23 protein-coding genes and 2 tRNA genes are annotated in these 26,288 nt (G+C 45.5%); 5 read left to right on the plus strand and 20 right to left on the minus strand.

Annotated elements, in window-relative coordinates; all coding sequences use genetic code 11:
* Positions 1 to 30 precede the first annotated feature (30 nt).
* The gene (gene mscL, locus AACM02_RS00955; RefSeq protein WP_339115806.1) at positions 31 to 453 is read left to right on the plus strand and encodes a large-conductance mechanosensitive channel protein MscL; all 423 of its coding nucleotides are present in this window, start codon (positions 31 to 33) and stop codon (positions 451 to 453) included.
* A gap of 57 nt (positions 454 to 510) precedes the next feature.
* Here the strand turns inward: mscL and AACM02_RS00960 are convergent, their stop codons facing one another.
* Entirely contained in the window at positions 511 to 1,278 is a 768-nt protein-coding gene (locus AACM02_RS00960; protein WP_339115807.1) for a TIGR03915 family putative DNA repair protein, read from the minus strand.
* Positions 1,279 to 1,285: 7 nt separating this feature from the next.
* Positions 1,286 to 2,548 carry a putative DNA modification/repair radical SAM protein gene (locus tag AACM02_RS00965; protein WP_339115808.1) on the minus strand — a complete coding sequence of 421 codons (1,263 nt, stop codon included), beginning with the start codon at positions 2,546 to 2,548 and terminating at the stop codon, positions 1,286 to 1,288.
* Positions 2,549 to 2,769: 221 nt separating this feature from the next.
* Here AACM02_RS00965 and AACM02_RS00970 point away from each other — a divergent pair, with 221 nt between their 5' ends.
* The 3 genes from AACM02_RS00970 to AACM02_RS00980 are packed head-to-tail and all read left to right on the plus strand — an operon-like array spanning position 2,770 to position 4,139.
* Positions 2,770 to 3,165, plus strand: coding sequence for a DUF6249 domain-containing protein (locus AACM02_RS00970; RefSeq protein WP_332456788.1), 396 nt, complete (start codon positions 2,770 to 2,772; stop codon positions 3,163 to 3,165).
* A 9-nt stretch (positions 3,166 to 3,174) separates the two neighbouring features.
* Entirely contained in the window at positions 3,175 to 3,732 is a 558-nt protein-coding gene (locus AACM02_RS00975) for an RNA polymerase sigma factor (RefSeq protein WP_339115809.1), read from the plus strand.
* 14 nt (positions 3,733 to 3,746) lie between these two features.
* Positions 3,747 to 4,139, plus strand: a complete 393-nt coding sequence (locus AACM02_RS00980) for a hypothetical protein (RefSeq protein WP_339115810.1) — start codon at positions 3,747 to 3,749, stop codon at positions 4,137 to 4,139.
* A gap of 17 nt (positions 4,140 to 4,156) precedes the next feature.
* Here the strand turns inward: AACM02_RS00980 and AACM02_RS00985 are convergent, their stop codons facing one another.
* The 12 genes from AACM02_RS00985 to AACM02_RS01040 all read right to left on the minus strand — a co-directional run bounded on the left by AACM02_RS00985 (position 4,157) and on the right by AACM02_RS01040 (position 15,451).
* Positions 4,157 to 5,029, minus strand: coding sequence for a polyphosphate kinase 2 family protein (locus AACM02_RS00985; RefSeq protein WP_339115811.1), 873 nt, complete (start codon positions 5,027 to 5,029; stop codon positions 4,157 to 4,159).
* Positions 5,030 to 5,321: 292 nt separating this feature from the next.
* Entirely contained in the window at positions 5,322 to 6,446 is a 1,125-nt protein-coding gene (locus AACM02_RS00990) for a Fic family protein (RefSeq protein ID WP_332456785.1), read from the minus strand.
* Positions 6,447 to 6,516: 70 nt separating this feature from the next.
* On the minus strand, positions 6,517 to 6,711 hold the full coding sequence (locus tag AACM02_RS00995) for a hypothetical protein (protein WP_332456784.1): 195 nt from the start codon (positions 6,709 to 6,711) through the stop codon (positions 6,517 to 6,519).
* A gap of 312 nt (positions 6,712 to 7,023) precedes the next feature.
* A tRNA-Leu gene (locus tag AACM02_RS01000) sits at positions 7,024 to 7,107 on the minus strand.
* An 8-nt stretch (positions 7,108 to 7,115) separates the two neighbouring features.
* A tRNA-Gly gene (locus AACM02_RS01005) sits at positions 7,116 to 7,188 on the minus strand.
* Between the two features lie 325 nt (positions 7,189 to 7,513).
* On the minus strand, positions 7,514 to 7,966 hold the full coding sequence (locus tag AACM02_RS01010) for a Rieske 2Fe-2S domain-containing protein (RefSeq protein WP_339115812.1): 453 nt from the start codon (positions 7,964 to 7,966) through the stop codon (positions 7,514 to 7,516).
* A gap of 24 nt (positions 7,967 to 7,990) precedes the next feature.
* Positions 7,991 to 8,956 carry an aldo/keto reductase gene (locus AACM02_RS01015; RefSeq protein WP_332455891.1) on the minus strand — a complete coding sequence of 322 codons (966 nt, stop codon included), beginning with the start codon at positions 8,954 to 8,956 and terminating at the stop codon, positions 7,991 to 7,993.
* Between the two features lie 17 nt (positions 8,957 to 8,973).
* Positions 8,974 to 10,785, minus strand: coding sequence for a DNA mismatch repair endonuclease MutL (gene mutL / locus AACM02_RS01020; protein WP_339115813.1), 1,812 nt, complete (start codon positions 10,783 to 10,785; stop codon positions 8,974 to 8,976).
* A gap of 16 nt (positions 10,786 to 10,801) precedes the next feature.
* Positions 10,802 to 11,140: a hypothetical protein gene (locus tag AACM02_RS01025; RefSeq protein WP_332455889.1), complete on the minus strand. Its 339-nt coding sequence runs from the start codon at positions 11,138 to 11,140 to the stop codon at positions 10,802 to 10,804.
* A 59-nt stretch (positions 11,141 to 11,199) separates the two neighbouring features.
* Entirely contained in the window at positions 11,200 to 12,822 is a 1,623-nt protein-coding gene (locus AACM02_RS01030) for an OstA-like protein (RefSeq protein ID WP_339115814.1), read from the minus strand.
* A 60-nt stretch (positions 12,823 to 12,882) separates the two neighbouring features.
* Positions 12,883 to 14,205, minus strand: coding sequence for a peptidylprolyl isomerase (locus AACM02_RS01035; RefSeq protein ID WP_332455898.1), 1,323 nt, complete (start codon positions 14,203 to 14,205; stop codon positions 12,883 to 12,885).
* A gap of 232 nt (positions 14,206 to 14,437) precedes the next feature.
* Complete coding sequence (locus AACM02_RS01040) at positions 14,438 to 15,451, minus strand: amidohydrolase family protein (RefSeq protein WP_214062904.1); 1,014 nt, start codon at positions 15,449 to 15,451, stop codon at positions 14,438 to 14,440.
* A 192-nt stretch (positions 15,452 to 15,643) separates the two neighbouring features.
* On the opposite strand from AACM02_RS01040, the gene AACM02_RS01045 reads away from it, so the two are divergent.
* On the plus strand, positions 15,644 to 15,982 hold the full coding sequence (locus AACM02_RS01045; protein ID WP_339117410.1) for an SMR family transporter: 339 nt from the start codon (positions 15,644 to 15,646) through the stop codon (positions 15,980 to 15,982).
* Positions 15,983 to 16,035: 53 nt separating this feature from the next.
* Here AACM02_RS01045 and ppdK read toward each other — a convergent pair whose 3' ends face one another.
* The 6 genes from ppdK to guaB form a co-directional block, all read right to left on the minus strand.
* The gene (gene ppdK, locus AACM02_RS01050; protein ID WP_332455887.1) at positions 16,036 to 18,753 is read right to left on the minus strand and encodes a pyruvate, phosphate dikinase; all 2,718 of its coding nucleotides are present in this window, start codon (positions 18,751 to 18,753) and stop codon (positions 16,036 to 16,038) included.
* Positions 18,754 to 18,857: 104 nt separating this feature from the next.
* A complete protein-coding gene (locus AACM02_RS01055) occupies positions 18,858 to 19,697 on the minus strand; it encodes a DUF4296 domain-containing protein (RefSeq protein WP_339115815.1) in 840 nt (279 codons plus the stop codon).
* Complete coding sequence (locus AACM02_RS01060) at positions 19,687 to 20,373, minus strand: lipoprotein signal peptidase (protein WP_214062775.1); 687 nt, start codon at positions 20,371 to 20,373, stop codon at positions 19,687 to 19,689. The genes AACM02_RS01055 and AACM02_RS01060 overlap by 11 nt, the downstream gene beginning before the upstream one ends.
* A 96-nt stretch (positions 20,374 to 20,469) precedes the next feature.
* Positions 20,470 to 20,850 (minus strand): TraR/DksA C4-type zinc finger protein, encoded by a 381-nt coding sequence (locus AACM02_RS01065; RefSeq protein WP_214062774.1) that lies wholly within the window; start codon positions 20,848 to 20,850, stop codon positions 20,470 to 20,472.
* 173 nt (positions 20,851 to 21,023) lie between these two features.
* Entirely contained in the window at positions 21,024 to 24,437 is a 3,414-nt protein-coding gene (ileS, locus tag AACM02_RS01070) for an isoleucine--tRNA ligase (protein ID WP_339115816.1), read from the minus strand.
* A 158-nt stretch (positions 24,438 to 24,595) separates the two neighbouring features.
* Entirely contained in the window at positions 24,596 to 26,074 is a 1,479-nt protein-coding gene (gene guaB, locus AACM02_RS01075) for an IMP dehydrogenase (RefSeq protein WP_339115817.1), read from the minus strand.
* Positions 26,075 to 26,288 lie beyond the last annotated feature (214 nt).

Genomic DNA, 26,288 nt, shown 5'->3' on the forward strand with positions numbered 1-26,288 from the left:
GGAAAATTAACCTTTTAATAAACGAGTATTATGTCATTCAGAACAGAGCTTAAGGAATTTTTAATGCGCGGCAACGTAGTGGATATGGCCGTGGGTATTGTTATCGGAGCTGCTTTCGGCAAGATTGTCACCTCTTTTGTTAACGACATCCTGATGCCGCCCATCGCCATGTTGGTCGGTGACAGCAAGTTTGCCGAGCTGAAAGTGGTTCTTAAAGAAGCGGTCATGAGCGGAGCAGACGTTGTTGCTCCGGCCATAACGTGGAATTACGGCGCGTTCATCCAGGCGGTTGTTGACTTTGTGATTGTGGGCACAGCTATCTTCCTGGTGATCAAAGCCATGAACTCAATGAAGCGTAAAAAAGAAGAAGCCCCAGCTCCGGAACCAGCTCCGGAACCCACCAAGGAGGAAACGTTGCTGACCGAAATCCGCGATCTATTGAAAAACAAGTAAGATAAGATCCGGACAATCTTTTTGAACCGTCGGGCCGTCTATTGGCCAGGCGGTTTTTCATTGCATCTCCGTCAAGTACCTCCAATAACGGCGGGGCATGTGCTGCCGTTGCAGTTTCAGATTGATGCGCTCCTTGATAGTCGTGCTTTTAAAATATTCTTTCCACATTTGCTGAAAAAATGTTTCATCGCTAGAAAGTTTTTCTTCGTCGAGAACCCCGAGTCTTAAATCCGAGAGATCCTTCTGCGAAAAGGAAACCTCAACAACGGACCGTGTATCGTAATACAAGCCGGTGTTGCGGTTTGTGTCGTAGATAATCCAAGGCTGGCCGGCATACCGGGATTGAAAATGCGAAACGATCAACGAGAGCACATCGTAACGCGGTGATACAGGAGCGAAATAAATCCCGTCGGCCGTTTCCTGAAACCGAACGAATTGCCGAAGCTGTTCGGCTTCTTTAGCTACTTTTTGCGCAATTTCTTTAATACGAAGCACATCGTCGTCGCCAAAATTCATTTCGACACCCTCCGGATGGTCGATGTTCTTACGAATGTAGCGGAAAAGCAACATTTCGGTTTCAGGTAATTCCGACAGCCAAACGCTTAACATCATGTTCCGCGCAATTTTCGAAAGTTTTTTTTCCAGCGCTTTCCATACACGTAGCGATTTTTCCTTTTCTGTAATTATACGATACTGCTCGTCTACGAACAATGGCTTTTGATCGGATTCCGAAAGGATAAAATCGGGAAATTTCTTCTGCTCGTATGCGAAGAACACGCAGGAGAGAAGGCCGTCGAAAGTTTTATCGTAGGTGAAAATTATCATTGTGCTATCACTCTCCCCAGTTAATCGAATACTGCAACAAATCTGCAGCCTGTTTTTTCTGTTTTTGGGAAACCTGTCGACGGACATACTGAGGTGTGAGTTCGTTCACGGTGCGCATTGGCAGTTCGCGGCACACGATGAAATACTGTGCCCGTTTCATCACTACTCCCATTTTTTTCAGCTGAACCGAGTTTAACCGCCCGTATCTTCGAGAGGCGACAATGAGTTTCGCTGATTTGACCCCGATTCCCGGCACACGAAGGATCATCTCGTAGGGAGCCGTATTTATATCAACAGGAAAAAAAGCGGGATTACGCAACGCCCAACCCATTTTTGGGTCGATGTCCAACTCTAGGTCCGGATGTGCGTCATCTACGATTTCACTGGCCTTGAACTGGTAAAAACGCATCAACCAATCCGCCTGGTAGAGACGGTTTTCACGAACCAAAGGCGGTGTCGCGATGATCGGCAGCCGGTTGTCGTTTTTATTTACAGGAATATACCCTGAATAATAGACGCGTTTGAACGAAGGGCGCTTATACAGGGCAGAAGCCAGCGTGAGGATCTGCTTATCGGAGTCCGGCGTAGCACCAATGATGACTTGTGTACTCTGCCCAGCAGGCACAAACTTAGGAGCAGAACGAAACTTCCTGCGGTCTTCCGCGCTTTCAAGCATCCCCTGCTGAATAAAGCGCATGGGCGCAAAAACACTTTCGTAATCTTTCTCAGGCGCAAGCAATTTCAGATTCTGTTCCGATGGAATCTCGAGGTTCACGCTCATCCGGTCTACATACGTTCCCGCCCGGGCAATGAGTTCCCGGCTTGCACCCGGAATACTCTTCATGTGGATATATCCGTTGAAACGGTGCGTTTCGCGCAACAACATCACCACACGAAGCATCTGTTCCATCGTATAATCGGGGTTACGCATAACGCCCGAACTCAAAAAAAGGCCTTCGATGTAATTTCTCCGGTAAAACTCAATAGTCAGTTCAGTCAATTCCTCGGCTGTAAAAGCAGAGCGCACGACATCGTTACTGCGCCGGTTGGAACAGTATGCGCAGTCATAAATACAGTGATTGGTCAGGAGTATCTTAAACAACGAGATGCACCGCCCGTCGGGGGTGAAGCTGTGACAAATGCCCCAGCCGGCGGCTGTGCCTATCCCATTCTTCACGCTTCCGCGGGAAGTTCCGCTCGATGCACACGACACATCGTACTTGGCGGCATCGGCAAGGATCTTCAATTTATCGAGCGTTTTTTCGTTCATGTCGGGGTTGCGGATTATGCTTTACAAAGAAAATAAATAGAAATGAATCCTGCGAATTCAAAATCATAAAAATATTTGTCTTGTTGATAAATATTTCAACAACCTGATTTTCAAACAAAAATTAATCTTATTAAAAATATTTTTCTATTTTTGTAACCGAATGTTGTTTTCCTCTGTCTTATAGATGTAAACAAATTATTCACTTTTAAAAAATTGTAATTATGGAAGAATTATGGGTGCCAATCATAGCTATTCTCTGTACAATCGGGTTACCGGTTGGTTTCGGGATGTATTTGGGGTTAACCTCCATCAGGGCAGAGCACAAAGAACGAATGGACCTTATTCGCCAGGGGATAATCCCCCCGGAGCGAATGAAAAAGAAAGCCAATCCCAACCGGCTGGTATCTCTCAGAAACGGGATCGTACTTATTGCACTGGGTATTGGAGTAATCGTAGGGTTTCTATGTTCGGAAAACCTGACTAGCGATCATGATAATGAATTCTGGATCATTGGAGCAAGCATTGTCTTCTTCCTCGGTTTGGGATACTTGACCTATTTCCTCGTGACGCAAAAAATGGCGATAGCCCAACCAAGAGAAGAACCCGAACAGGAATAATTTACCGCGATGAACGAGAATGAGCGTGTACAACAGGTGCTTTCGGGCAAAACTTCCGCGTTCACGTACTTTGTCGAAACCTACCAGGACATGGCGTTTACCATCGCCCACCGGGTTTGCGGCAATGTACAGGATGCGGAAGACGTTGTGCAGGAAAGTTTCGTAAAGGTATACCGCAACCTGCACACGTTCAGGAACGAAAGTAAATTCTCTTCGTGGCTTTACCGCATTGTATACAACACGGCAATAACGCACTCCAAATCAAAATTATGGTTGTACGACCAGGAGACGTCACTTTCGAACGTTCAGGAGATCTCGGATTTCGATACCGAAACGCAAATCATCGATTCCGAACGAACCGAAGCCGTCGCCAATGTGTTGAACAAGATGTCGAAAGGCGAAGCGCTGCTGCTTACGTTGTACTACCTGGAAGACAATCCGGTAAAAGAGATTGCCCGGATCACCGGACTGAATGAATCCAACGTGAAGGTGAAACTGTTCAGGGCCAGGCAGTCATTCAAAGAGTTATATGCAAGATATGAACGGGTCATACCCGATTTACAATAAAAACGAAACCGATCATGAACGAAAAGAACAACATAGTGCACGACGATGAGGAGTTTATCCGCGGAATGATGCAGGAGGCAAGAATGAAAGCACCTGAAAACCTGAAATACAGAATTATGCATCAGATTGAAACCGAAAACGCCCTCAAACCCCAACAAACACCGGTGAGACTAAGCGAACGGAAAGTACTTAAAGATTTCGTTGGCATTTTCGGACTGATGTATGCCGTTCTGGCTGCTCTAATCGGTGGGGCTTACCTACTCAAGGGAAAAGAGTTTGCCCTCTCTTCCGGATTTCTCTGGACGGTTATTCTTGTTGCTTTTGTTTTCAGCTTCTTCTGGCTGATGACACGGGTGGACGAACGACTGAGTGACAGGAGAAAAGAGAAGCACATCCCTTCAAAATAGGAAGAGGCCGGTCCGATCTATTCGCTCATTAATTGTTCCCGTGCCCTGGCTATCACATCGGGTGACTCTGCAGGAGGATAGTGAAGGTCAAGCGACTTAAACAATTCCAGAATTATATCGCCGACAGCAACACGGGCAAAAAATTTCTTGTCGGCCGGAATCACGTACCACGGAGCATAGGGTTTCGACGTTTTCCCCAACATCTCTTCAAACGCTTCATCGTACTTATTCCATTGCGAGCGGGCCTGCAAGTCGGCAGAACTGAATTTCCAGTTTTTATCCGGCTCGTCGAGCCGTGCAAGGAATCGCTCCTTTTGTTCCTCTTTCGATACGTTGAGGAAAAATTTTAGAATGCGCATGCCGTTGTCGTACCAGTGCTTTTCAATAGCGTTGATGGCCGCGTAACGGTTTTCCCAGAACTGCTGGTCGATATCGTCTACCGAGCCGTATCCGGGGATACGCTCGTTGAGTATCCACTGGGGGTTCACTTTGGTGGCCAGCACGTTCTCGTAATGTGAACGGTTGAAGATTTCAATCATTCCCCGCTCGGGAAGCGCCCGGTAGTGGCGCCACATGTAATCGTGCTCCAGCTCGTTCTTCGTGGGAGTCTTGAAGCTGTGCACCCTGCACCCCTGGGGATTGATGCCCGACATCACGTGACGGATGACTCCGTCCTTTCCCGCTGCATCCCGCGCCTGTAAAATGATTAACAACGAGTATCGGTCGTCGGCGTAAAACATCTCCTGCAGGTCTTTCAGTTGCTTGATGTTGCTTTCAATCTCTTTTCTGGCAGATTTCTTATCGAACCCGCCATCCTCGGAGGTGGCAAAATTCTTCAGGTTCACTTTTGAACCGGGCTTTACCTTAAATTTACCGTAATCAAAATCCATTTTTTGGGCAGTATTAGCGCCTACCGGATACCCGGAGACTTCGGTTTTTATTCAATATCCACAAAGTAAATAAAAAAAAGAATGTAACGGCAAAACTCGACGGAAAAAGATAAATCTGACTGTTTGAGAAGTTTGTCCTTACCAGATGATAGAAACAGGCGGTTTTTATTTATAACCGATTGCCTGTTTCGTATAACCAGACTGCGGTTGTCAAAGCTAAAATTGATACTATCGGAATTTTGATACTGTTTCCTTTCAATTTCTCCTACTTTGCTCATGGTTGGATTTATTTTTAATCTTCAAATAAGTTTATATAATCTTCAAACAGGTAAATCCTTCCTCTTTCAGCGCCAGTAATCTCTTTGATTACCTCGGCTTGTTCCAGCGTTTCTATCAGTTTGTAGGCTGTTCGTGGTGATTTGTCAATTACTTTTGCCACTTTTTGTGCGTCGATGGTCGGGCGGTTGTAGAGATAGTCTATCACTTTGTAGGCATCGCCGCTTCGGTTTCCAAATTCTTTCAGTTTGCGGTCAATCTCTTTTTGCAGCATCATGATACCGTCAAAAGTAGTCACTCCTTTTTTCGCAGTTTCGATGATTCCGGTCAGGAAAAACTTCAACCATTGATTCATATCGTTATGCGTGCGTACCCGCATTAAATTATCGTAATACAACATTCTATTACGCTCAAAAAAATCGGATAAATACAAAATCGGTCGTTTTAATATCCCTTTGTCCACCAAATAAAGCGTGATAAGTAATCTGCCAACACGTCCATTGCCATCCAAAAAGGGATGGATGGTTTCAAACTGATAGTGAATAATGGCGGCTTTGAGCAAATCCGGCAAATGATTCAGTTCGTCGTGGGCAAATTTTTCTATATCCGACATCAATTCAGCAACAGAAGTATGTACGGGCGGTACAAATACGGCATCATTTATAGTAGCTCCGCCTATCCAATTTTGACTGGTGCGGTATTCTCCCGGTTGTTTCTGTTCACCACGAACACCCTGAAGCAATACTTTGTGCGTTTGCTTGATAAGACGGCTCGAAAAAGGTAATCTGTGCAGCTGCAAAACTGCTTCGTTCATGGCAAGAATATAATTTTGCACTTCTTCCCAGTCGTCGCGTTTTTCTTTTTTTATCTCATCTTTATCTAAAAAAATCTCCTCCATATTGGTTTGCGTACCTTCGATTTTTGACGATTGAATAGCTTCTTTGGCAATATGCATCTGAATGAACAGGTCTATATTGACGTACTGAGAATACATATCCAACCTCCCAAGATGCCTGTCTGCCTGACTAAGCAGGCTGAGCAGATGCATATCGTCAACCTGCCAGCGCCTGTTAATAAAGCCGGGTTGAAAACTTTTATAATATCCCTGATTGATATATTTGCCGGAAACAAAGTCTTTCATAAAATAAAATGTATAATTAGAATCCCTCTTATTATACAAAAGTAGACAAAAAGTATAATAGTGACAAAATTTATTTTATATTTTTCATAAAAAGTAAAATAAGCTGGATGTTAGTATACTTTGGTGTATCTTCTGCTACCGTACTATACGATTCATATTCTGCTACCAGCCGTATTCTTCCGGTAAGCAGTTCCTGCATCATTCCTTGTTTGATGAGTTCTGTTTTTTGCAAACGCTTTTCCAACAATTCAATATCTGAATCCATATCGGAAAGGATTTGGTATATGTAAATGCAAAATTTTATCGTCCCAATATCTATATTTCAAGTCAAAAAGATCGATTGATTTTTTTAATCTATATGATGTAAACTCATTAATGAAATTTTGTAGGCGAGTAATGATTGCTTCCATAGCATAATTATTGAAATGATTAAAGGCTAAAATAAGGATAAAAGGAAAGATATGGGTATGCGATTGATTTAAAGCTATTTAAATCATATCTCTTGATTTCTTTGCCGTCCTTTGGGCGCTCCGAAAAAGAATCCGCTGACAATCAGTCGATTATCAGCGGATTCTTGTACTCGGAGCGGGACTTGAACCCGCACAACCGTAATGGTCACAAGATTTTAAGTCTTGCGTGTCTACCATTCCACCATCCGAGCAGACCTTGAGCGGAAAACGAGACTCGAACTCGCGACCCTAACCTTGGCAAGGTTATGCTCTACCAACTGAGCTATTTCCGCAATTATTTATTCTCTGTTAAAAAAACTCCGGCAACTCTTCACCGACTCCTTGCCAAGGTTAGGGGTATCTTTTCCTTCCGGGGCAAGGTTATGCTCTACCAACTGAGCTATTTCCGCAATTATTTATTCTCTGTTAAAAAAACTCCGGCAACTCTTCACCGGCTCCTTGCCAAGGTTAGGGGTATCTTTTCCTTCCGGGGCAAGGTTATGCTCTACCAACTGAGCTATTTCCGCAATGAATTGTCAATTTTTAAAAGCGACTGCAAATGTAGAAATGTTTCTTGATTAATACAAGAGAATCCGCCAAAAATTTGCACCCACAGGATCAATTTGTGATCACAAAAACTCCTTCACGCCCGAAATCCTTTCTCACCGTGTAACGTTGTAACGGTTCGGCGGACGGCCCCGACTCAACCGAACCTAACCCGTACATTGTAACAAACACACTGCCGCATTTGGGACAGACGGCCTTGCCGTTGTCGGCAGGCTGCACCTTGACCTCACGGTTATCTTCATGGGGACAACTAAGATCGTAGGCGAAGATCGATCCTTCAGCTGTTCTGAAAACCAGCAACCCTCCATACCCGGTTTGTTCTCCAACGGTTCTTCCCTGAACAAATGTCTTGTGGCCAAAAAACGTCAAATCGGAATCCAACCCGTTGACATCGATCCGGAAAAACACCCGGGAATAGGGAACCGTAAACCGGGATGCTTCATCTACACAGGAAACAACCGAAAGCAGAAGGGTGATAAAAAGAACAGGTGCAGATCTTCTCATTTCAATTCAGGAACAACGTTTAAGTTATAACGTTGCTCCGCCTAAAATATTGTCGATCAATGCTAATTCTTCCGATGTGAAACGAAGATTGTTCAACGATCCCAGATTGTCCTGCAACTGTTTTACGTTCCGCGTTCCTACGATCACCGAGGTCACACGCTCGTCGCGCAACGTCCAGGCAACCGCCATTTCAGCCATAGTCTGTCCGCGGTCACGAGCGATCTCGTTCAATTTTCTCACTTTGGCGACTAACTCTTCCGTAACCTGCTCCTTTCTCAGAAACCCTGTAGGGTCGGCAGCACGGCTTTGATCGGGAATACCGTTCAGGTATTTATCGGTTAGAACTCCTTGAGCCAATGGAGAAAAGGCGATAAATCCGGAACCGAACTCACTGGTAACTGGCAGGATCTCTTCCTCGGGCTGCCGGTTGAACATGCTGTATTTACCTTGATAAATCAGGCTCGGGACATGCTGAGCGTTCAAATAGATCATGGCTTCACGGGCCTTGTCGGCCGGATAGTTCGACAAGCCCACGTATAAGGCTTTCCCCTGTTTCACTATGTCGATCAGCGCCTGCATGGTCTCCTCTATGGGCGTAGTTGAATCGTACCGGTGGGAATAGAAGATATCAAAATATTCCAATCCCGTACGTTTTAAACTCTGGTTCAGGCTCGCCATCAGGTATTTCCTGGAGGATCCGTTACCGTAGGGGCCGTTCCACATCAGATATCCGGCTTTGGACGAAATGATCATTTCATCGCGGTGCGAGGCCAGGTTTTCTTTCAGTATCTTTCCAAAATTGGATTCGGCCGAACCCGGAGGTGGACCGTAATTGTTGGCAATATCAAAATGGGTCACTCCCTGATCAAAGGCGTGGACAATCATGTTTCGCGCTTCTTCAAAATCGTCGGTATAACCGAAGTTGTGCCACAATCCGAGCGAAATCCGGGGCAACTGCAAGCCGCTCGTTCCACAAAATGCGTATTCCATAAGTCAAAGAATTTAAATTATTTCAGTTTATTTTCCATCTCGTCATCAGAAATGACGGTTATTATTGATTTTCCGTCGGGTGTGTGATTGGGTGACTGGCAGGCGAACAGCTGATCGACCATCCGCAGCATTTCTTCTTCCGTAAGTGATTTTCCTGCGGGAATAGCCGTGAAATCTGCCATCGACAACGCCAGTTTTTCATGCATCTGCTCCTGGATGTTGCTGCCGGTCTCCATGTTTTTATCGATCATGGAACGCACCAATGCCACAGCATCAACGTTTTGTAATTCCGACGGAATACCTTGAATGGCAAAAGAATTATTGCCCAAGTCACTCATTTCAAAGCCCAGTGCCTCCATATCTTCCTGAATTTCTGAAAGAGAAGAAGCTTCGGAAGAGGTCAGTTCGATTCTTTCGGGAAACAGCACCCGCTGAGAAATACCCTTTCTGTTGGTTATCTGGGAAAGGTACTTTTCAAAAAGAATACGAACATGTGAGCGATGCTGGTCAATAATCATCAACCCCGATTTTACCGACGTAAGGATATATTTCTCCTTGTACTGGTAATGTTTGGGTGAAACTAACGATTCGTTGGACTGAAAAAGGGTTGCGTCCGCATCGGGTGAACCGGACATTGGCTTTCCTTCATTTTCAAATCCCCGGTACATCTGTTCCCAGTCGAGCCTGGGTTTCGAAATCCGGGTACTCTCTCCGTATGAAGGTTGAAAAGGATTGTAATCAGGATTGATATTCACTTTTGGCATCGAAGTAGACTTCGACGGGTCAAAAATAGGAATGTCGGGTGCATCTGCCGTATCAAAATCTATGCTGGGGATAGCATTGAATTTTCCGAGTGATTCCTTTACCGTTACCATCAGGATTTGCCATAAGGCACGCTCGTTCTCAAATTTCACTTCGGTTTTCGTGGGATGGATATTCACATCTATCGTATCCGGCTCCACTTCGAAATAAATGAAATAATTGGGATTCTCGGTAGCCGAAATCAACGGCTCGTAAGCGGTCATGACCGCTTTATGAAAAAAAGGATGACGGATATAACGGTTATTGACGAAGAAAAACTGATTGGCTCTCCCCTTTCTGGCGAACTGCGGCGTTGAAACATATCCGTGAATTTTAGCCAGGGTGGTTTCTTCGTTTATTTCTATAAGCTGCTGATTGATGCCCTTTCCCTGCATCTGCACGATGCGTTGGCGCAGGTTTGCCGGAGGGAGGTGCATCGTCTGCACATCGTTCTCGATAACCGTAAACTCAATGTCCGGGTTCACAAGGGCAATACGTTCAATTTCCGTGAAGATATTCCGTCGTTCGGTCTCGTTCGATTTCAGGAACTTGCGACGGGCCGGCACATTAAAGAATATGTTTTTTACAGAGATTGTAGTTCCCACAGCGCAAAAGATGGTTTCCTGGCTTTCCACCTTCGATCCGGCAATCTTCAACCATGTCCCCATTTCATCCTCCGCACGCCGGGTTTTAAGTTCTACGTGCGCTATAGCCGCTACGGATGCGAGTGCTTCACCACGAAAACCCCGGGTGTACAAGGCAAAGAGATCTTCGGAGGTTTTAATCTTTGATGTGGCGTGACGTTCAAATGCCATCCGTGCATCGGTCATACTCATACCTTTGCCATCATCAATGACCTGAACGAGTGTTCTCCCGGCATCTTTAATAATGATGTGGATATGTTTGGCGTTGGCATCGAGCGAGTTTTCCATCAGTTCTTTCACTACAGATGCAGGCCGTTGAATAACCTCACCGGCTGCGATCTGATTGGCTATGGAGTCCGGTAACAGATGAATTATATCCGTCATGTTTTTGTTGTAGCGTTTAGCGCAGGAACACAAAATAGAAGATTACAAGCAACGCAATAATCAGCAAGACGACAGTAAGGTTGCTGGTAAAAAAAGGCTTGCTTCCCTCTTTTTCTTTTTCTTTTCTGCGTTTCAAATACTTGGTCTGGGAGAGGAACGCTTCACCAAAGTCAGTGTTGACAGCCTCCCGCGGTGTTTCGACTGTTTTGCCCTCTTCTCGGGCGACCTCTTCCCGGATCCTCCGGATTCTTTTTTCCATCTGTTCTTTTCGCTCCTCCTTGTCTGGATCGTAAAGTATGGGTGTATAATTAAATTTTCGAGGTTTTTTATTGTTGTAAAAAAAGAACATTCCCATAGCTGTCAATTTTATCGTTACACAAAATTAAAAAAAGAATAGTAATAAACAAAAGCCATTTATTCAACAGCATCGTCCCGTGAGAATCTTCTCGGAGCCTGCACTTCGCTATCGGAGCCCTGTCGTTCGTTGCGACGGAAGATATCCATTTTGTGGAGCGGTCTCAAGTAATCGAGCCAAATAAACCCTTTTAATTTCGATTCCTCCTGTTTCAGTTGGCTCAACGGGGTAGTTACAGCCTTAGTGGATGACCATAGTTTTAGTTTCTGCAACTCATCGTCCAGGAAGTCCATGGACAGGTAGGCGCTTTCGGTTTTGTTCAATCCTATAACGGTGTGCGCACTATCTTCTTCCACCAGGTAATAAAGCGATTCGGCATTCCCCTCCACCAAAACGTGCCTGAGTTCCCCTTCTGCAAAAAAGGCTTTCAAATCCCTTCCGCTTATCTGGTTATATTGTCCCGTCATTTCTCTGTCCTGGATGGCAAGGGCATAATCCCTCACGTGTGCTTTATCAATAGTGCTGTCATTCAGATAAATATCGATACGATTACCGAGAATCTGATTGCTTTTGTTCCAAATGACCGGATTGCCGAGTAGGTACAACACGGAGTCTTTTTGAACGTAGTTCATGGAATCGCAAACTCCCTGAATATCTTCCCGGTAAAACCGGACGTTGTAATACGCTTTGATCTCCTTGTAAATGGAATCGGTAAACATTTTCAGCGTGTCTCCATGAAGAAAAAGGCTGTCGCTCTGTGAATAATCAATAGCGTAAGCCGAGTCGGTGGCCATTCCGTACTCAGTTTTCTCGTTATACGTTCCGTAGTTCCCGCGCAGAATAGCTTTCTGCTTAAAATCCTCAAGGTACATCTTGCCAAAAACCTCTCCCAGACCGGTTGCCCGGTTGTAAAAAACGGTGTCTCCCACAAGCATCTTTGTGCTGTCGCTGCTGTAAATCTCCGATCGGTCAAACAACCGTGCGTCGTCAGTCCCGGTGTTGTACCACCCGTGTGATGTTTTGATAAATCCACTGTCCGAAACAATGGTTGAAGGACCCAGGATATCAGCGACCTTACTCTCCGTATTGTACTTCAGTGTATCGGCAAATATGGTATAATCCTCATTGACCAGTTTTACGCTGTCGCTGAACAGGGCGTCCTTGCTTACCGGATCATACTGTCCCCAAAAGGAGGTAAGCTCATTCTTTTCGTCCACCAGCATTCCCCCGTCAAAGTAATACCCCAGGTTTGCCTCACGGTCGTAGTTCAGGCTATCTGTAAAGAGCGTAACCTGACGGTCCTCCATACGGATATTGTCCCGAAGGCGTGCCAGGCGGGTATTCCCGTCGTAATGCAGGTAATCACCGTACACGAAAATGGTATCGCCCTGTTCCATCCGGACATTGCTGAAAGCTTCGAACGTGTTCGTTTTTTCGAACAGGTAGGCGCTGTCGCAATACATAAAAGCACCTTCGTGATACAAGACCACGTTATCCTTCAAGATTTGAGCTTCGGAACTTTCCCGTTTATAAAGCAAATCGGCTTGCTTCAGTTCGACAATCTTCACGTTTGGGTTGGTTGGTGGCGGTTGTTGCGGACGGGCGGGTAACATAAGCACAAAAAGCACACCCGCGAAGAGTATGCTTTTGATGGTAATATTGGGGCACGTTTGCTTTTTCATCCGAAAAACGTTGTTCGATTGTTGCGTTGAATATTTCACCGCCACGACGAATTAAGCCTATTACTTCAGCCAGCCTTTATACTTAAAATCACACCCTTTCCAGTTGGGATCAATTCTAACGTAGATGGTTTCTATTTTCTTCTGCAACCAGTCGTCCATCAGTTCCTGGCGACGGTCATTTTCAGCCATTTGCTTAATGATTTGGTAGTCGTTGTTGATGTTGGCTTTGTGCCCGTCGTTCCGGTTGGTGACTTTCACCACGGCTGCTACTTGCTTGCCCTTATCGGTAACCATAACAAAGGGTTTAGACATTTCCCCTACTTTCATTTCCCCTACCACCTTGGCAATGTCCTGATTAAGCTCACTCAACTGGAAACGGGGAGTTCCCGTGTTTTGTGAATTGGACCGGTTGTTGACCATAATTCCCTTGTTGTTCCGAGTATCTTTATCCGCCGAAAAGAAAGTAGCAGCTTCGTCAAACGTGATTTTTTTATTGACAATTCCGTTTCGGATGGAGTCGAGCCGGACAAGAGCAGTGTCCAATTGTTCCTGTGGAATTTTCGGCTTCAGCAAAATGTGGCGGAATTTACCCATATCCCCTCTTCGTTCGATAAGTTGTATGATGTGATATCCATATTCCGTTTCAACTATATTCGAAACTTTTGTCGGATCGTTGAGAGCAAATGCTACATTCGAAAACTCGGGAACAAGTTGCGCCCTTGTCTGGAAATCCATTTCCCCTCCCTTGAGTGCCGTCCCCGGGTCTTCGGAGTGCAACAAGGCCAGTGTGGAAAAAGAGCTTTTTCCCGAGTTGATCTGCTCGGTATATTCACGCAGCCTGTTCTTCACTGCGTCTATCTCTTTCAAAGGCACTTCGGGTTCAACGGTGATTATCTGTACTTCCATGGTGGTAGGGATAAACGGCAAGCTGTCCTGCGGAATCGTGTTGTAAAACTTCCGGATTTCAGAAGGGGTCAGCGATACATTCTCAAAGTGTTTTTGCTGCACACCCTGTATCAGCTGTTGCTCGCGTAACTGGGTCCGAAGGTCTTCGCGGATTTTCCTCAGGCTCTTACCAAAATACTCTTGGAGCTTTTCTGCCGATCCCGTTGATGAAATGTACTCGTTCATGTAATATTCCAGCATACGGTTCACGTTGGCCTCATTCACCTCGATACTGTCGAGCTTTGCCTGGTCGAGAAACAACTTGTTTATAGCCATCTGCTCAGGGATGAAACAATATGGATCGCCCTCGATACGCTGGTTCTGCATCTGAATGTCCTTCCGGTATTCCTCCACCTCGGATTTAAGTATGGCTTCATCGCCCACCACCCAAACGATCTCATCGACAATGTTATTTTGAGAAGCAGCACTATTCGCCATCAACGTAAAAACGACAAGCGATAATAGTATTTTTGCAGAAAATTTCATTTTTTACAGGTTTTTTGAAAAGTTGAATGTAAAAGTAATTATAATAAAATTATCGGGCAACAAATCAATTATTAAAAGATACAAAATCATCTGTCGACGGCTGTCTCAGGAAATCTGCAAGGCAAAGTAACACCCTCCGTGCGGGATTACTTACTCACGGGCCGGCCGACAGCTGTTATCCGGCTTATTTCTCAAAAGCACTGAAATACCGGTTCACATTTTCATAATATACCTTATCGATTACGGTTTTGGGCAAGTGAAGCCCTCGGATATCGCCACTAATGTTCTCTATAACCTGTATGGAATCCGTTGCCAGGTAAGCCCAGTCTGATTCCCATTTCCGGAGCATTTCCGACGAAACAGTATCGAAACGGTCACCGCCTTCGCTAATCGTTATATCAATGCCGTATAAAATCCGATCCTGGTACCGGATAAAAAAATCGCGTACTTTTTCATAGTCGGCAACCGATTGACGCTGAACGTGTCCCATTCGTGCCGATAAATCGATGCTCATCGACGGATAGCGATCAAGCCTTTCGGCAACTTCATCCAGGTTCCACTCCAAGCTGGCGATATGAGACGCCACAAAAGTGAGGCCCGGAAACTTCTTCAGTACATTATCGCGGGCGTTGATCTGATCTTCATATGAGGGAGCTTCGGGGTGTAACAACATATGATACTCAGGGTGATTCTTGAAATAACGGTAATCGCCGGAATCGGTCATCTGTTCTAGCGGGAGCCAGCAGTTGCGCGGTTCGCCGAGGTGAGCCATCAAAGGAATCTTCTTGTCTGTCAGGTATTGAAATATGGGGTCAAAGATCGGATCATCCGCCATGACATACCTGCCGTTGCTGTCTTTCAGGCTCATCCCGATGTTCTTCCATATTTTAACTCCGGAAGCGCCCTGCTCAATGGCACGGTCAATCTGTCCGATCACGCTCCGGACAAAACCGGAAGTACCAAAACTATCTACGGTGAATGTCCCCAGAAAAGCAAAGTTTCCAGGATAATTTTGCCGGTGTACGGCTGCAATACTTAGCTGTTTTTCGACAGGTGTTCCGGCATCAACGTTTGGAGAAAGTATGCTGAAGTTTTGCAGTGTGGCAAATTCCAGGTACCGTCCATCGTCCGTATTGATGTGGAGATGTGCATCTACCTTTTTCACGGATTTAAAATCACTACTTTTGTAATACTCCATTTTTTTTTGACAGGAAACGGACAAAGCCAAACAAGAAAAAACGAACAACAATACTTTCATTTAAATGGGGAGTGTTTGTCTAACGGGTTGAATAGTTGTCCAAAATTAGTATTTATTGCTAAATAGAGCAAGGCTTTATCCAGAAAAAACATAAAAGGTGTATATTTGCACCCTTTACATTTTACAACTATGATGAATTGGATTTTTCTTATTGTTGGTGGATTGTTTGAGGCCATTTTTGCTTTCAGTCTTGAAAGGATGTCGGCAAGTACAGGCAAAACGGCCGTTATGTGGTTTTTGTCCTTTCTGATTAGCGTCTCCATCAGTATGTTTCTACTTTTCAAAGCCATTAGCGGTGAAAATGCCGTTGCCGTTGGAACAGGTTACGCCGTGTGGGGTGGAATAGGTGCAGTGTTTACGGTATTGGCAGGAATTCTTTTCCTGGGAGAATCCACGGCCTTCTGGCGGATTTTTTTTCTTTGCACACTGGTTTTGTCGGTTATCGGACTGAATTTGGTGGGCAAGCATTAAAAAGTAAAGACGCGACTTATCGCGTCTTTACAAAATTTATCTTACCGGAGATTTTACTCAATCGCGGCCTGGGCTGCTGCCAAACGTGCGATAGGCACCCGGAACGGAGAACAGGAGACATAGTTGAGCCCTACACGGTGACAGAACTTCACCGATGAAGGTTCACCCCCGTGCTCACCACAAATACCGCATTTAAGTGAGGGTTTCACTGCACGGCCATTCTGTACGGCCATACTTACCAGTTGTCCTACCCCGTTTTGATCGAGAACAGCAAACGGGTCTTGTTTCAGGATCCCTTTATCAATATATAACGGCAGGAATTTAGCCACATCATCACGGCTATAGCCGAAAGTCATCTGTGTCAGGTCGTTCGTACCAAACGAGAAGAAGTCGGCTTCCTTGGCGATCTTGTGAGCGGTGAGTGCAGCACGGGGGATCTCGATCATTGTCCCAATCTTGTATTCGATGGAATCACTGTTTTCGCTGAATACCTGTTGGATAGTTTTTTCAATAATCTCTTTCTGTGCCTGGAACTCATACACGATACCTGTCAGCGGAACCATGATTTCCGGAATGGCCTTGATGCCTTCCCTTTTCAGTTCAAGCGCAGCTTCAATGATAGCCCGGGTTTGCATTTCCGTGATTTCGGGATACAAGTTTCCAAGGCGGCAACCGCGCAGCCCAAGCATAGGATTCGATTCCATCAGGCTTTCCACACGTTCGTGTATATCGCTGTAAGAAATATCCATTACCCTCGCCATTTCCATTTGCCCTTTTTCATCGTGGGGAACAAATTCGTGCAAAGGAGGATCCAACAAACGGACAGTCACGGGATATCCGTCCATAGCTTCAAAAATTCCTTTGAAATCTTTTTTCTGCAGGGGGAGCAGTTTTTCCAGCGCTTTACGACGGCCCTCTTCATTTTTGGCCAGAATCATTTCACGCATGGGAATAATCTTGTCTTCTTCGAAGAACATGTGTTCGGTGCGGCACAAACCGATTCCGGTAGCCCCGAAATTACGTGCTACTTTCGCATCCCGAGGTGTGTCGGCATTGGTCCTTACGTTCATACGGGTATACTTGTCTGCAATCTTCATCAGTTCGAGAAAATCGGGACCCAACTCAGCATCCTGCGTCTGTATTTTTCCTTCGTAAACATTTCCAGTAGTACCGTTTAACGAAATCCAATCCCCTTCATTAAACACTTTCCCGTTAATGGTCATTTTCCTTTCCTTGTAGTTGATAACCACACCGTTTGCTGCCGACACGCAACATTTCCCCATACCGCGTGCCACAACGGCAGCGTGAGAAGTCATTCCTCCGCGGGCGGTTAAAATCCCCTGTGCTGTGGCCATACCGCGCAAGTCTTCGGGCGACGTTTCGATGCGGCAGAGGATCACTTTTTTTCCTTCTTTAGCCCATTCTTCAGCTTCGTCGGCATGGAAGACAACTTGTCCTGCGGCAGCCCCTGGCGATGCGGGGAGCCCGTTGGTTACCGGTTTGGCCGCTGCCAATGCTTTTTTATCGAAAACAGGGTGTAGCAACTCGTCTAATTTTTCGGGATCGCAGCGTTTCAGTGCCGTTTTTTCATCGATATAACCCTGATGAAGCATATCGATGGCTATTTTGATCATGGCAGCCCCGGTACGTTTACCGCTGCGGGTCTGCAACAACCACAGCTTACCGTCTTGTATGGTAAACTCGAGGTCCTGCATGTCTTTGAAGTAGTCTTCAAGTTTCTGCTGCGTTTCAATCAGTTCTTTGGCACATTCGGGCAATGCCTCTTCGAGTGAAGGGTACTTAGCGGCACGTTCTTCTTCCGATACCCCTTGCAGTTTTGCCCAACGGCGTGAACCTTCGAGTGTTATTTCCTGCGGTGTGCGCACACCTGCCACCACATCTTCTCCTTGTGCGTCTATCAGGTACTCACCGTTAAAAATATCTTCACCGGTTGCAGCATCGCGGGTGAAAGCCACTCCTGTTCCGGATGTCTTACCCATATTTCCGTAAACCATGGCCTGCACATTAACAGCGGTTCCCCACTCTTCCGGGAAATTATTCATTTTCCGATAAAGGATGGCGCGTTCGTTCATCCAACTGTCAAAAACGGCGCAGACGGCCCCCCAAAGCTGCTCCCATGCACTTTCGGGAAAATCATTTCCTGTACGTTTTTTCACGGCAGATTTGAAACGTTTTACCAATTCTTTCAGGTCATCGACAGTCAGTTCGTTGTCGAGCTCCACTCCTTTGGCTTGTTTCATCTCTTCCATTATTTCTTCGAACGGATCGATATCCTCTTTGCTTTGTGGCTTCATTCCCAACACCACGTCGCCATACATCTGCACAAAACGACGATAAGAATCCCACGCAAAACGTTCGTTCCCCGATTTTTTGGCTATTCCTTCCACGGCATCGTCATTTAATCCAAGATTCAGGACCGTGTCCATCATGCCGGGCATTGAAACCCGGGCACCGGAGCGCACAGAAACCAAACAAGGATTTTCCCTGTCACCGAACTTAGCTCCCATCAGCTTTTCGATGTTTTTAATTGCTTTTTCAACCTCGGGCTTCAACACATCTACCACATAATCTTTGCCAAGCTGGTTGTATTCGGTACACACTTCGGTGGTAATGGTAAATCCCGGGGGGACGGGCACACCGATCAGGTTCATTTCGGCAAGATTAGCGCCTTTCCCTCCAAGCAGATTCTTCATATCTGCACGACCCTCGGCCTGTCCGTTGCCAAAGGTGTAAACTCTCTTCTTCTTCATCTTTCGAAAAATTTATTTGTTAATCATTAAATGTTGGATTCTGTGCTGTAATTTTCTGCAAATGTAGTAAAAAATTTAATATTAGATCGTGTAGGAATTCGGGATTACTGCGTCCCCGTTTCCTCATCCATGAGTATTCTCTCCTGAGGTGCCGACACGTTGCGTTGGGCGGGTTGGACAGAATCGTTTGGATGTCCCAAAAAGATATTATTCAGCCGAATATTTCTAAACATACCGATGGTGTCTTGCAACCTTACAAACCCAGTTATTCCCCTAATTGTATCACCGGGGATATACTTTTGTCCGTGCAACAAGTAGCTCCTGTTCTCAACAATGAACTCGGAGTGATAAATAACCGTATCGTTGTATTCGAGCATCAATACTGCCCGCAAATCTGGTTTCGAACGAGCGGGGATACCGATAACGTCGAAACCGAAATCGAAACCGCTGCTATTTATCTTTTGAGCAATGTCAGTTGTGTCCATCCGGAAACGGAAACCGTTTTTCGGATTTGTTTCATCAAAAGAGTAGTTTTCAGGAATGTAGGAAGGCGAATAAGAACGGGCGGTAAGTGATTGCTCTTGTTGGAGCTGACGATTCATGACCTGTTCGCTCGCTCTCTGGCGGCGTTGCAGGCGCGCCTTAACGGAATCATTCATTTTCAGGTAGATATCTATTCTGTCTGAATACCAGGAAAGGGAGGTATCCCACTGCGCCTGCGTTGTTTGGTGTTTCCTGAAAACATCGCGGATAAGCGCCTCCTTTTTTTCCGGTGTGTCAAAGCCCTGATAATCATTTTCAATCATTGCTTCGGCAACGTAAATATCGTACATCAGTTTTTCCATATCTTTCCTGTTCAGCACTTCTTTCGGCCTGTTGCAAAAAGAGAACAAAATGCTCAGAATTACCGAAGTCAGGAGATATGCAGCAACTTTACGATTCACAAACAGCTTTTTTTTCCAATTGTTCCTGCCTTTCACGATCAAACTTCTCTTTATCTTTTTTCGAGAGAAGTGAATAGGAAAGTGTTTTTCGATAAAAAACCAACAACAATACAACGCCTACGGATATGGCTGAGTCGGCAACGTTAAAGATAAAGCGAAAAAACAAGAAGTCTTTGCCGCCCATCACCGGAAACCAATCGGGATATGTCCCCTCAATAAGTGGGAAATAAAACATATCCACCACTTTCCCGTGGAGCAGGGAAGCATATCCTTCACCAAAAGGCACTACAGAGGCAACATGTCCCGGGTAACTTGCCTGGAAGAATACTCCGTAGAAAACGCTGTCGATAATGTTTCCCGATGCGCCGGCCAACACCAGTGCGATGCAGGCAATAAAGCCAATCTTGTAATTTTCTCGAACAATCCGGAGTAAATAAACAAAAATTGCTCCTACGGCTATTATTCTGAAAAGGGAAAGAAACAATTTGCCTATGGCTTCTATACCGAATGCCATGCCGTTGTTTTCCACGAAATATATTTTAAACCAATCGGTTATATGAATCATATCGTAGAGAGCCATGTGGGTTTTCACCCAGATTTTACTAACTTGGTCGACGAGTAAAACCAAGAAGATAACTGAAACGGCAATAAGTCTTTTTTTTGTGGAGCTGTTCATTCGGGTAGCCATTTGTACGTAATTACACCGGGGACAGAAATACTTCTTTCCTGTCCAGTGATCATTCGTGTTGTCATTGAAATCATTAGCTAGTGGCTATTTTCTTTTTCCTTGTTTAGCTTCGATGCTTAATGTTGCGTGGGGCACTGCACGAAGACGTTCTTTAGGGATTAGTTTACCGGTCTCACGACACACACCGTAGGTTTTGTTTTCTATACGTATTAATGCTGCCTGTAAGTTTTGAATGAACTTCATCTGACGTTGAGCCAACCGTCCGGCCTCCTCTTTCGATAACGTTGAAGCGCCCTCTTCCAACACCTTGTAAGTAGGTGACGTATCCACCGTATCGTTACCATCCGCATTGGTGACCGCTGCCCGGTAGTTTTCGTACTCCTGCCTGGCTACCTCAAGTTTTTCATTAATGATGGCCCGGAATTCTTCCAATTCCTCATCAGAGTATCTCGTCTTTTCACTCATAACAGTAAATATTTTATAATTTATTTCAATTGTTTTTCCTAACGTTTAGTATCGATCAATTAATAATCGGCAACGGTGTTGTTTTATGTCAAAATAATCTTACCTGTAGTTGTTTTCGCAAAGATAACAAAAATTAGTTACCGATATATCAATCATAAACGCAAATAGTCCGACTATTGTTTACGTACATCAATAGTTAATTTCTCATCATCAATCTCTATTTCATCTTCAAAAACCAGTGTTTCTATTTCTATAGAGTCGGCAAGCACCTGAGTCTTGATATATTCGCTGAATTCCCTTACGGCACTGTCGAACAACGGATTTGACGAAAACCGGACAGCGATGCGGTCGGTAATATCAAAATCTTTCGACTTGCGTAAATTCTGAATACGGTTTACCAACTCGCGGGCAATCCCTTCTTTGCGCAGTTCATCAGTTACGGTGATATCCAACGCAACGGTCAACTGTCCCTCGTTGGCCACCAGCCAGCCTGGGATATCTTCCGAAATAACTTCCACGTCAGCCAGATCGATTACGACTTCTTGTCCTTCTATCCGAAATGCAAAACAACCGTTTTTCTCCAACTTATTTATCTCATCCCGCTGCATTTCCTGGATACGTGCAGCAAGTTGCTTCATTATTTTCCCGTATTTAGGCCCAAGTTTCTTGAAATCGGGTTTCACCCGCTTCACTAGCATATCGTTTGCCGAATCTACGAACTCCAGTTCTTTCACGTTCACTTCACTAAGAATAAGAGCCTGAACCGCTTCAATGTTTCTGCGCTGCTTTTCATCTGCGACGGGGATCATGATTTTCGTCAACGGCTGGCGGACTTTTAAATTCACTTTTCGCCGCAACGCCAACACAATAGATGATGCTGTTTGTGCCAGGTACATTTGCTCTTCGAGGGCAACATCGACAGCCGATTCATCGACGGCGGGGAAATCAGCCAGATGCACCGACTCAAAACGTTCGCTACCGGTTACTTTCACCAAATCCAGGTAAAGCCTGTCGGCATAGAACGGAGCGATGGGAGCCATCAGCTTCGCTACCGTAACCAAGCATTGATAAAGGGTTTGATAGGCTGACATTTTATCCTCGGTCATCTCGCCTCCCCAAAAACGTTTGCGGTTTAAACGGACAAACCAATTGCTGAGGTTGTCGTTTACAAAGTCGTTTATTGCTCTTCCTGCTTTGGTAGGCTCGTAGCTGGCATAGTCCCCGTCCACCTCTTTAACCAGGGAGTTCAGGAGCGACAGGATCCACCGGTCAATCTCGGGGCGTTTCGCCAGTGCAATCGGGGGATATTGATTGTGAAAATCGTCCACGTTCGCATAAAGGGCAAAGAAGGAATAGGTATTGTACAACGTTCCGAAAAATTTGCGGCGGGCCTCTTCCACGCCGTCAATATCGAATTTCAGGTTATCCCAGGGTGCGGCATTGGTAACCATGTACCAGCGGAGCGGGTCGGAACCGAACTTCTCTATAGCTTCAAACGGGTCAACCGCATTTCCCAATCGTTTCGACATCTTATTGCCGTTCTTGTCGAGGACCAACCCGTTTGAGATCACATTCTTAAAAGCCACACTGCCTTTAACCATCGTACTGATAGCGTGCAGCGTAAAAAACCATCCCCGGGTCTGATCAACTCCCTCTGCTATAAAATCGGCAGGATAAACTTTTGCAAATTCCTCTTCCGCTATGTGTGGATAGAAGAACTGGGCAAAAGGCATGGCGCCGCTATCGAACCAGACATCAATCAGATCGAGTTCTCGGTGCATCGGCTTTCCGGTTTCGGAGACCAGCACAATATTGTCCACATAGGGACGGTGAAGGTCGATTTTTCCGTATTCCAGATCCCTGTACTCCTTCAGGTCAAAATCCTTCCAGGGCAGTTCGCTCATCACACCGGCATCGAGTGCTTTTTGCATTTCGTTGCACAGCTCTTTTACCGAACCGATACATTTCTCCTCCCGGCCGTCTTCTGTACGCCAGATCGGAAGTGGTGTTCCCCAGTAACGGCTGCGGCTCAGGTTCCAGTCCTGCAGGTTTTCGAGCCACTTTCCAAAACGGCCCGTTCCGGTGGACTGGGGCTTCCAGTTGATGGTGTCGTTGAGTTCCATCATCTTTTCACGACAAGCTGTCGAGCGGATAAACCAGCTGTCGAGCGGATAATACAACACGGGCTTATCTGTTCTCCAGCAGTGCGGGTAGCTGTGAACAAATTTTTCGATGCGGAAAGCGCGGTTCCGAAGTTTGAGAGAAACGGACAGGTCAATATCCAGTGTTCCTTCATCAGCAGACAACGCTTGATCGTATTCATTTTTTACATATCTTCCGGCAAACTCCTTGTATAAAGCAACATTTATATTGTTTTTTACAAAATCACCGTCCAGGTCTTCCAGGCGGAAGAATTTCCCGGTCAGGTCAACCATCGGCCGGGTGTTTCCGTCTTTATCAACAAAGGTTAGTCCGGGAATATCATTTTCTTTACCTACCTTTGCGTCATCGGCTCCAAAAGTAGGCGCAATGTGTACAATACCCGTACCGTCTTCAGTCGTTACAAAATCGCCACAAACAACTTTAAACGCTTTTTCCGTCACCTTTACCCAGGGGAAAAGCTGTTCATATTCCAGGCCAGCCAATTCCGTGCCTTTCCATGTTTTTTCCAACACTCGGAACGGTATATTTTTACCCCCTTCCTGATAATCCTCCAGTTTTAGTTGAGCGTTCTTCGCAGGGAAATAAGAATCGAGAAGATTTTTCGCCAATACCACAGTCACCGGGTTACCCGTATATTGATTAAACGTCTGTACAGCAACATATTCGATATTAGGGCCCACCGCCAGCAACATATTCGACGGCAGTGTCCAAGGTGTGGTTGTCCAGGCCAGAAAAAAAACTTCACCAAACTGTTTCCACTCGGGTAGCGGATGGATTACTTTAAACTGCGCTGTACAGGTGGTATCTTTAACGTCGCGGTAACAACCGGGCTGATTCAGCTCGTGCGTACTCAGCCCTGTTCCCGCTGCAGGCGAATATGGTTGAATGGTATAACCTTTGTAGAGATATCCTTTTTTGTAAATTTCTTTAAGCAGATACCACAACGTCTCTATGTAACGATTATCATAGGTTATGTACGGATCGTTCATATCCACCCAATAGCCCATTTTCCGCGTGAGGTCTTCCCATTCTTTGGTATATTTCATCACCTCTGTACGGCAAGCATTGTTGTATTCTTCTACCGAAATGGTTTTACCGATATCCTCCTTGGTAATGCCAAGCGTTTTCTCTACACCCAGTTCCACGGGAAGTCCGTGAGTATCCCAGCCGGCCTTCCGGTTTACCAAAAAACCTTTCATCGTTTTGTAACGGCAGAAAATATCTTTAATGGAACGTGCAATTACATGGTGAATACCCGGCATCCCGTTTGCAGAAGGTGGACCTTCATAAAACACAAACTCCGGATGGCCTTCACGTATCTCCAGACTTTTACGAAACACGTCCTGCTCATCCCATTGCCGCAACATTTCCTTATTGATCTCCGATAAATTTAACTGACTGTATTCGGTGAATTTCTTGCTCATTGTCAACGTTTTTATACCACTTAAAAAAATTGTCTGCAAAGGTAGTGATTTTTTACAGAAATTAGAAAGCTGAAAATTAGAAAATAGCAAACAACCCCACACAGCTTGTCGTGCAGGGTTGAGAGTCGTAAACCTGGAAATTAAATTCCTAAATCGTATTATTCCTTATCCCGGCTGTAATTAGGTGCTTCACGCGTGATCATTACACCGTGCGGATGGCTTTCAGCATATCCGGCAGAAGTGATGCGGGTGAATTTGGCTTCGTGCAGTTTCTCGATGGTTGAAGCTCCGCAGTAACCCATTCCGGCGCGAAGTCCGCCGACCATCTGATAAATAACCTCTTGCAGCGTTCCCTTGAAAGGCACCCGGGCTTCAATCCCCTCGGGAACCAATTTTTTTATGTCGTCTTCCACGTCCTGGAAGTAGCGGTCCTTCGAACCTTTCTGCATTGCAGAAAGCGAGCCCATCCCCCGGTAGGTTTTGAATTTCCTTCCGTTGAAGATGATTGTTTCTCCAGGTGACTCCTCTGTCCCTGCCAACAACGAACCCATCATTACGGATGAACCGCCGGCTGCCAGCGCTTTCACGATATCCCCCGAATAACGCAATCCGCCATCAGCGATGAGCGGCACCCCTGATCCCTTCAACGCCTGTGCCACATCGTAGATAGCCGAAAGTTGTGGAACGCCCACACCAGCTATTACCCGCGTAGTACAGATCGACCCGGGGCCAATACCTACCTTCACTCCGTCGGCTCCCGCCTTTACCAGAAATTTTGCGGCTTCGGCCGTAGCAACATTTCCTACCACAACGTCTATTTCAGGAAAAGTTTTTTTAATAAGTTTTAGCATATCACCAACACCTTTCGAATGTCCGTGAGCTGTGTCTATAACAATGGCATCAACACCGGCATCGATAAGAGCGGCAGCCCTTTCCACAGAGTCGAAAGTCACTCCGATCCCCGCAGCAACCCGCAACCTACCTTGCTCATCCTTCGATGCATAAGGCTTGTCTTTGGCTTTGGTAATATCTTTGTAAGTGATAAGCCCCACCAGCCGATAATTGGAATCGACCACAGGAAGTTTTTCAATTTTGTGCTGCTGAAGAATTTCGGCGGCAGCTTCCAGGTCGGTTGTCTGACGGGTCGTGATCAAGTTTTCCCGGGTCATCACTTCACGAATAAGCTTATCCATGTTGCGTTCAAAACGCAAGTCACGGTTGGTCACTATCCCAACCAGCGTATTGTCCTCAATAACGACCGGGATTCCACCGATCTTATACTCAGCCATCATTTCAAGTGCATCGGCAACTGTTTTCTCAGGATGGATACTGATGGGATTCAGAATCATGCCGTTTTCCGCACGTTTTACCGCACGCACCTGTTTTGCCTGATCGTCAACGGTCATGTTTTTATGTATGACCCCCATACCCCCTTCACGGGCAATAGCTATGGCCATAGTCGTTTCCGTAACGGTATCCATAGCTGCCGACACCATCGGGATGTTAAGCGGGATATTTCTGGAAAAATGGGTGGAGAGATCTACGTTTCGGGGAAGAACTTCGGAATAACCGGGGACCAACAACAAATCGTCGAAAGTCAACCCTTCCATTGTAATTTTATCTGCAATAAATGACATAATCTGTATGTTTAAATTTTATTGCATGCAAAAGTAACTCTTTTTATTGAATGCAACGATTTTAAAACGTTAATTTTATTTCATACCGTTGTTTTTTTAAAACGGCTAAACCACTGTTATAGAAATATTCAATAGCTGATAAGCGAACAAAAAAACAGGGTTGACGGTTAATTTTTATATCTTTGGCCGGTCATTCATAATTAACAAAAATATA

This window comes from Petrimonas sp. (assembly GCF_963921705.1).
In the GTDB taxonomy this organism is placed as follows: domain Bacteria; phylum Bacteroidota; class Bacteroidia; order Bacteroidales; family Dysgonomonadaceae; genus Petrimonas; species Petrimonas sulfuriphila.

Coding starts and splice junctions, on each gene's coding strand:
- mscL (WP_339115806.1), top strand. CDS start 31: ATGTCATTCAGAACAGAGCTTAAGGAATTTTTAATGCGCGGCAACGTA.
- AACM02_RS00960 (WP_339115807.1), bottom strand. CDS start 1,278: ATGATAATTTTCACCTACGATAAAACTTTCGACGGCCTTCTCTCCTGC.
- AACM02_RS00965 (WP_339115808.1), bottom strand. CDS start 2,548: ATGAACGAAAAAACGCTCGATAAATTGAAGATCCTTGCCGATGCCGCC.
- AACM02_RS00970 (WP_332456788.1), top strand. CDS start 2,770: ATGGAAGAATTATGGGTGCCAATCATAGCTATTCTCTGTACAATCGGG.
- AACM02_RS00975 (WP_339115809.1), top strand. CDS start 3,175: ATGAACGAGAATGAGCGTGTACAACAGGTGCTTTCGGGCAAAACTTCC.
- AACM02_RS00980 (WP_339115810.1), top strand. CDS start 3,747: ATGAACGAAAAGAACAACATAGTGCACGACGATGAGGAGTTTATCCGC.
- AACM02_RS00985 (WP_339115811.1), bottom strand. CDS start 5,029: ATGGATTTTGATTACGGTAAATTTAAGGTAAAGCCCGGTTCAAAAGTG.
- AACM02_RS00990 (WP_332456785.1), bottom strand. CDS start 6,446: ATGAAAGACTTTGTTTCCGGCAAATATATCAATCAGGGATATTATAAA.
- AACM02_RS00995 (WP_332456784.1), bottom strand. CDS start 6,711: ATGGATTCAGATATTGAATTGTTGGAAAAGCGTTTGCAAAAAACAGAA.
- AACM02_RS01010 (WP_339115812.1), bottom strand. CDS start 7,966: ATGAGAAGATCTGCACCTGTTCTTTTTATCACCCTTCTGCTTTCGGTT.
- AACM02_RS01015 (WP_332455891.1), bottom strand. CDS start 8,956: ATGGAATACGCATTTTGTGGAACGAGCGGCTTGCAGTTGCCCCGGATT.
- mutL (WP_339115813.1), bottom strand. CDS start 10,785: ATGACGGATATAATTCATCTGTTACCGGACTCCATAGCCAATCAGATC.
- AACM02_RS01025 (WP_332455889.1), bottom strand. CDS start 11,140: ATGGGAATGTTCTTTTTTTACAACAATAAAAAACCTCGAAAATTTAAT.
- AACM02_RS01030 (WP_339115814.1), bottom strand. CDS start 12,822: ATGAAAAAGCAAACGTGCCCCAATATTACCATCAAAAGCATACTCTTC.
- AACM02_RS01035 (WP_332455898.1), bottom strand. CDS start 14,205: ATGGCGAATAGTGCTGCTTCTCAAAATAACATTGTCGATGAGATCGTT.
- AACM02_RS01040 (WP_214062904.1), bottom strand. CDS start 15,451: ATGGAGTATTACAAAAGTAGTGATTTTAAATCCGTGAAAAAGGTAGAT.
- AACM02_RS01045 (WP_339117410.1), top strand. CDS start 15,644: ATGAATTGGATTTTTCTTATTGTTGGTGGATTGTTTGAGGCCATTTTT.
- ppdK (WP_332455887.1), bottom strand. CDS start 18,753: ATGAAGAAGAAGAGAGTTTACACCTTTGGCAACGGACAGGCCGAGGGT.
- AACM02_RS01060 (WP_214062775.1), bottom strand. CDS start 20,373: ATGAACAGCTCCACAAAAAAAAGACTTATTGCCGTTTCAGTTATCTTC.
- AACM02_RS01065 (WP_214062774.1), bottom strand. CDS start 20,850: ATGAGTGAAAAGACGAGATACTCTGATGAGGAATTGGAAGAATTCCGG.
- ileS (WP_339115816.1), bottom strand. CDS start 24,437: ATGAGCAAGAAATTCACCGAATACAGTCAGTTAAATTTATCGGAGATC.
- guaB (WP_339115817.1), bottom strand. CDS start 26,074: ATGTCATTTATTGCAGATAAAATTACAATGGAAGGGTTGACTTTCGAC.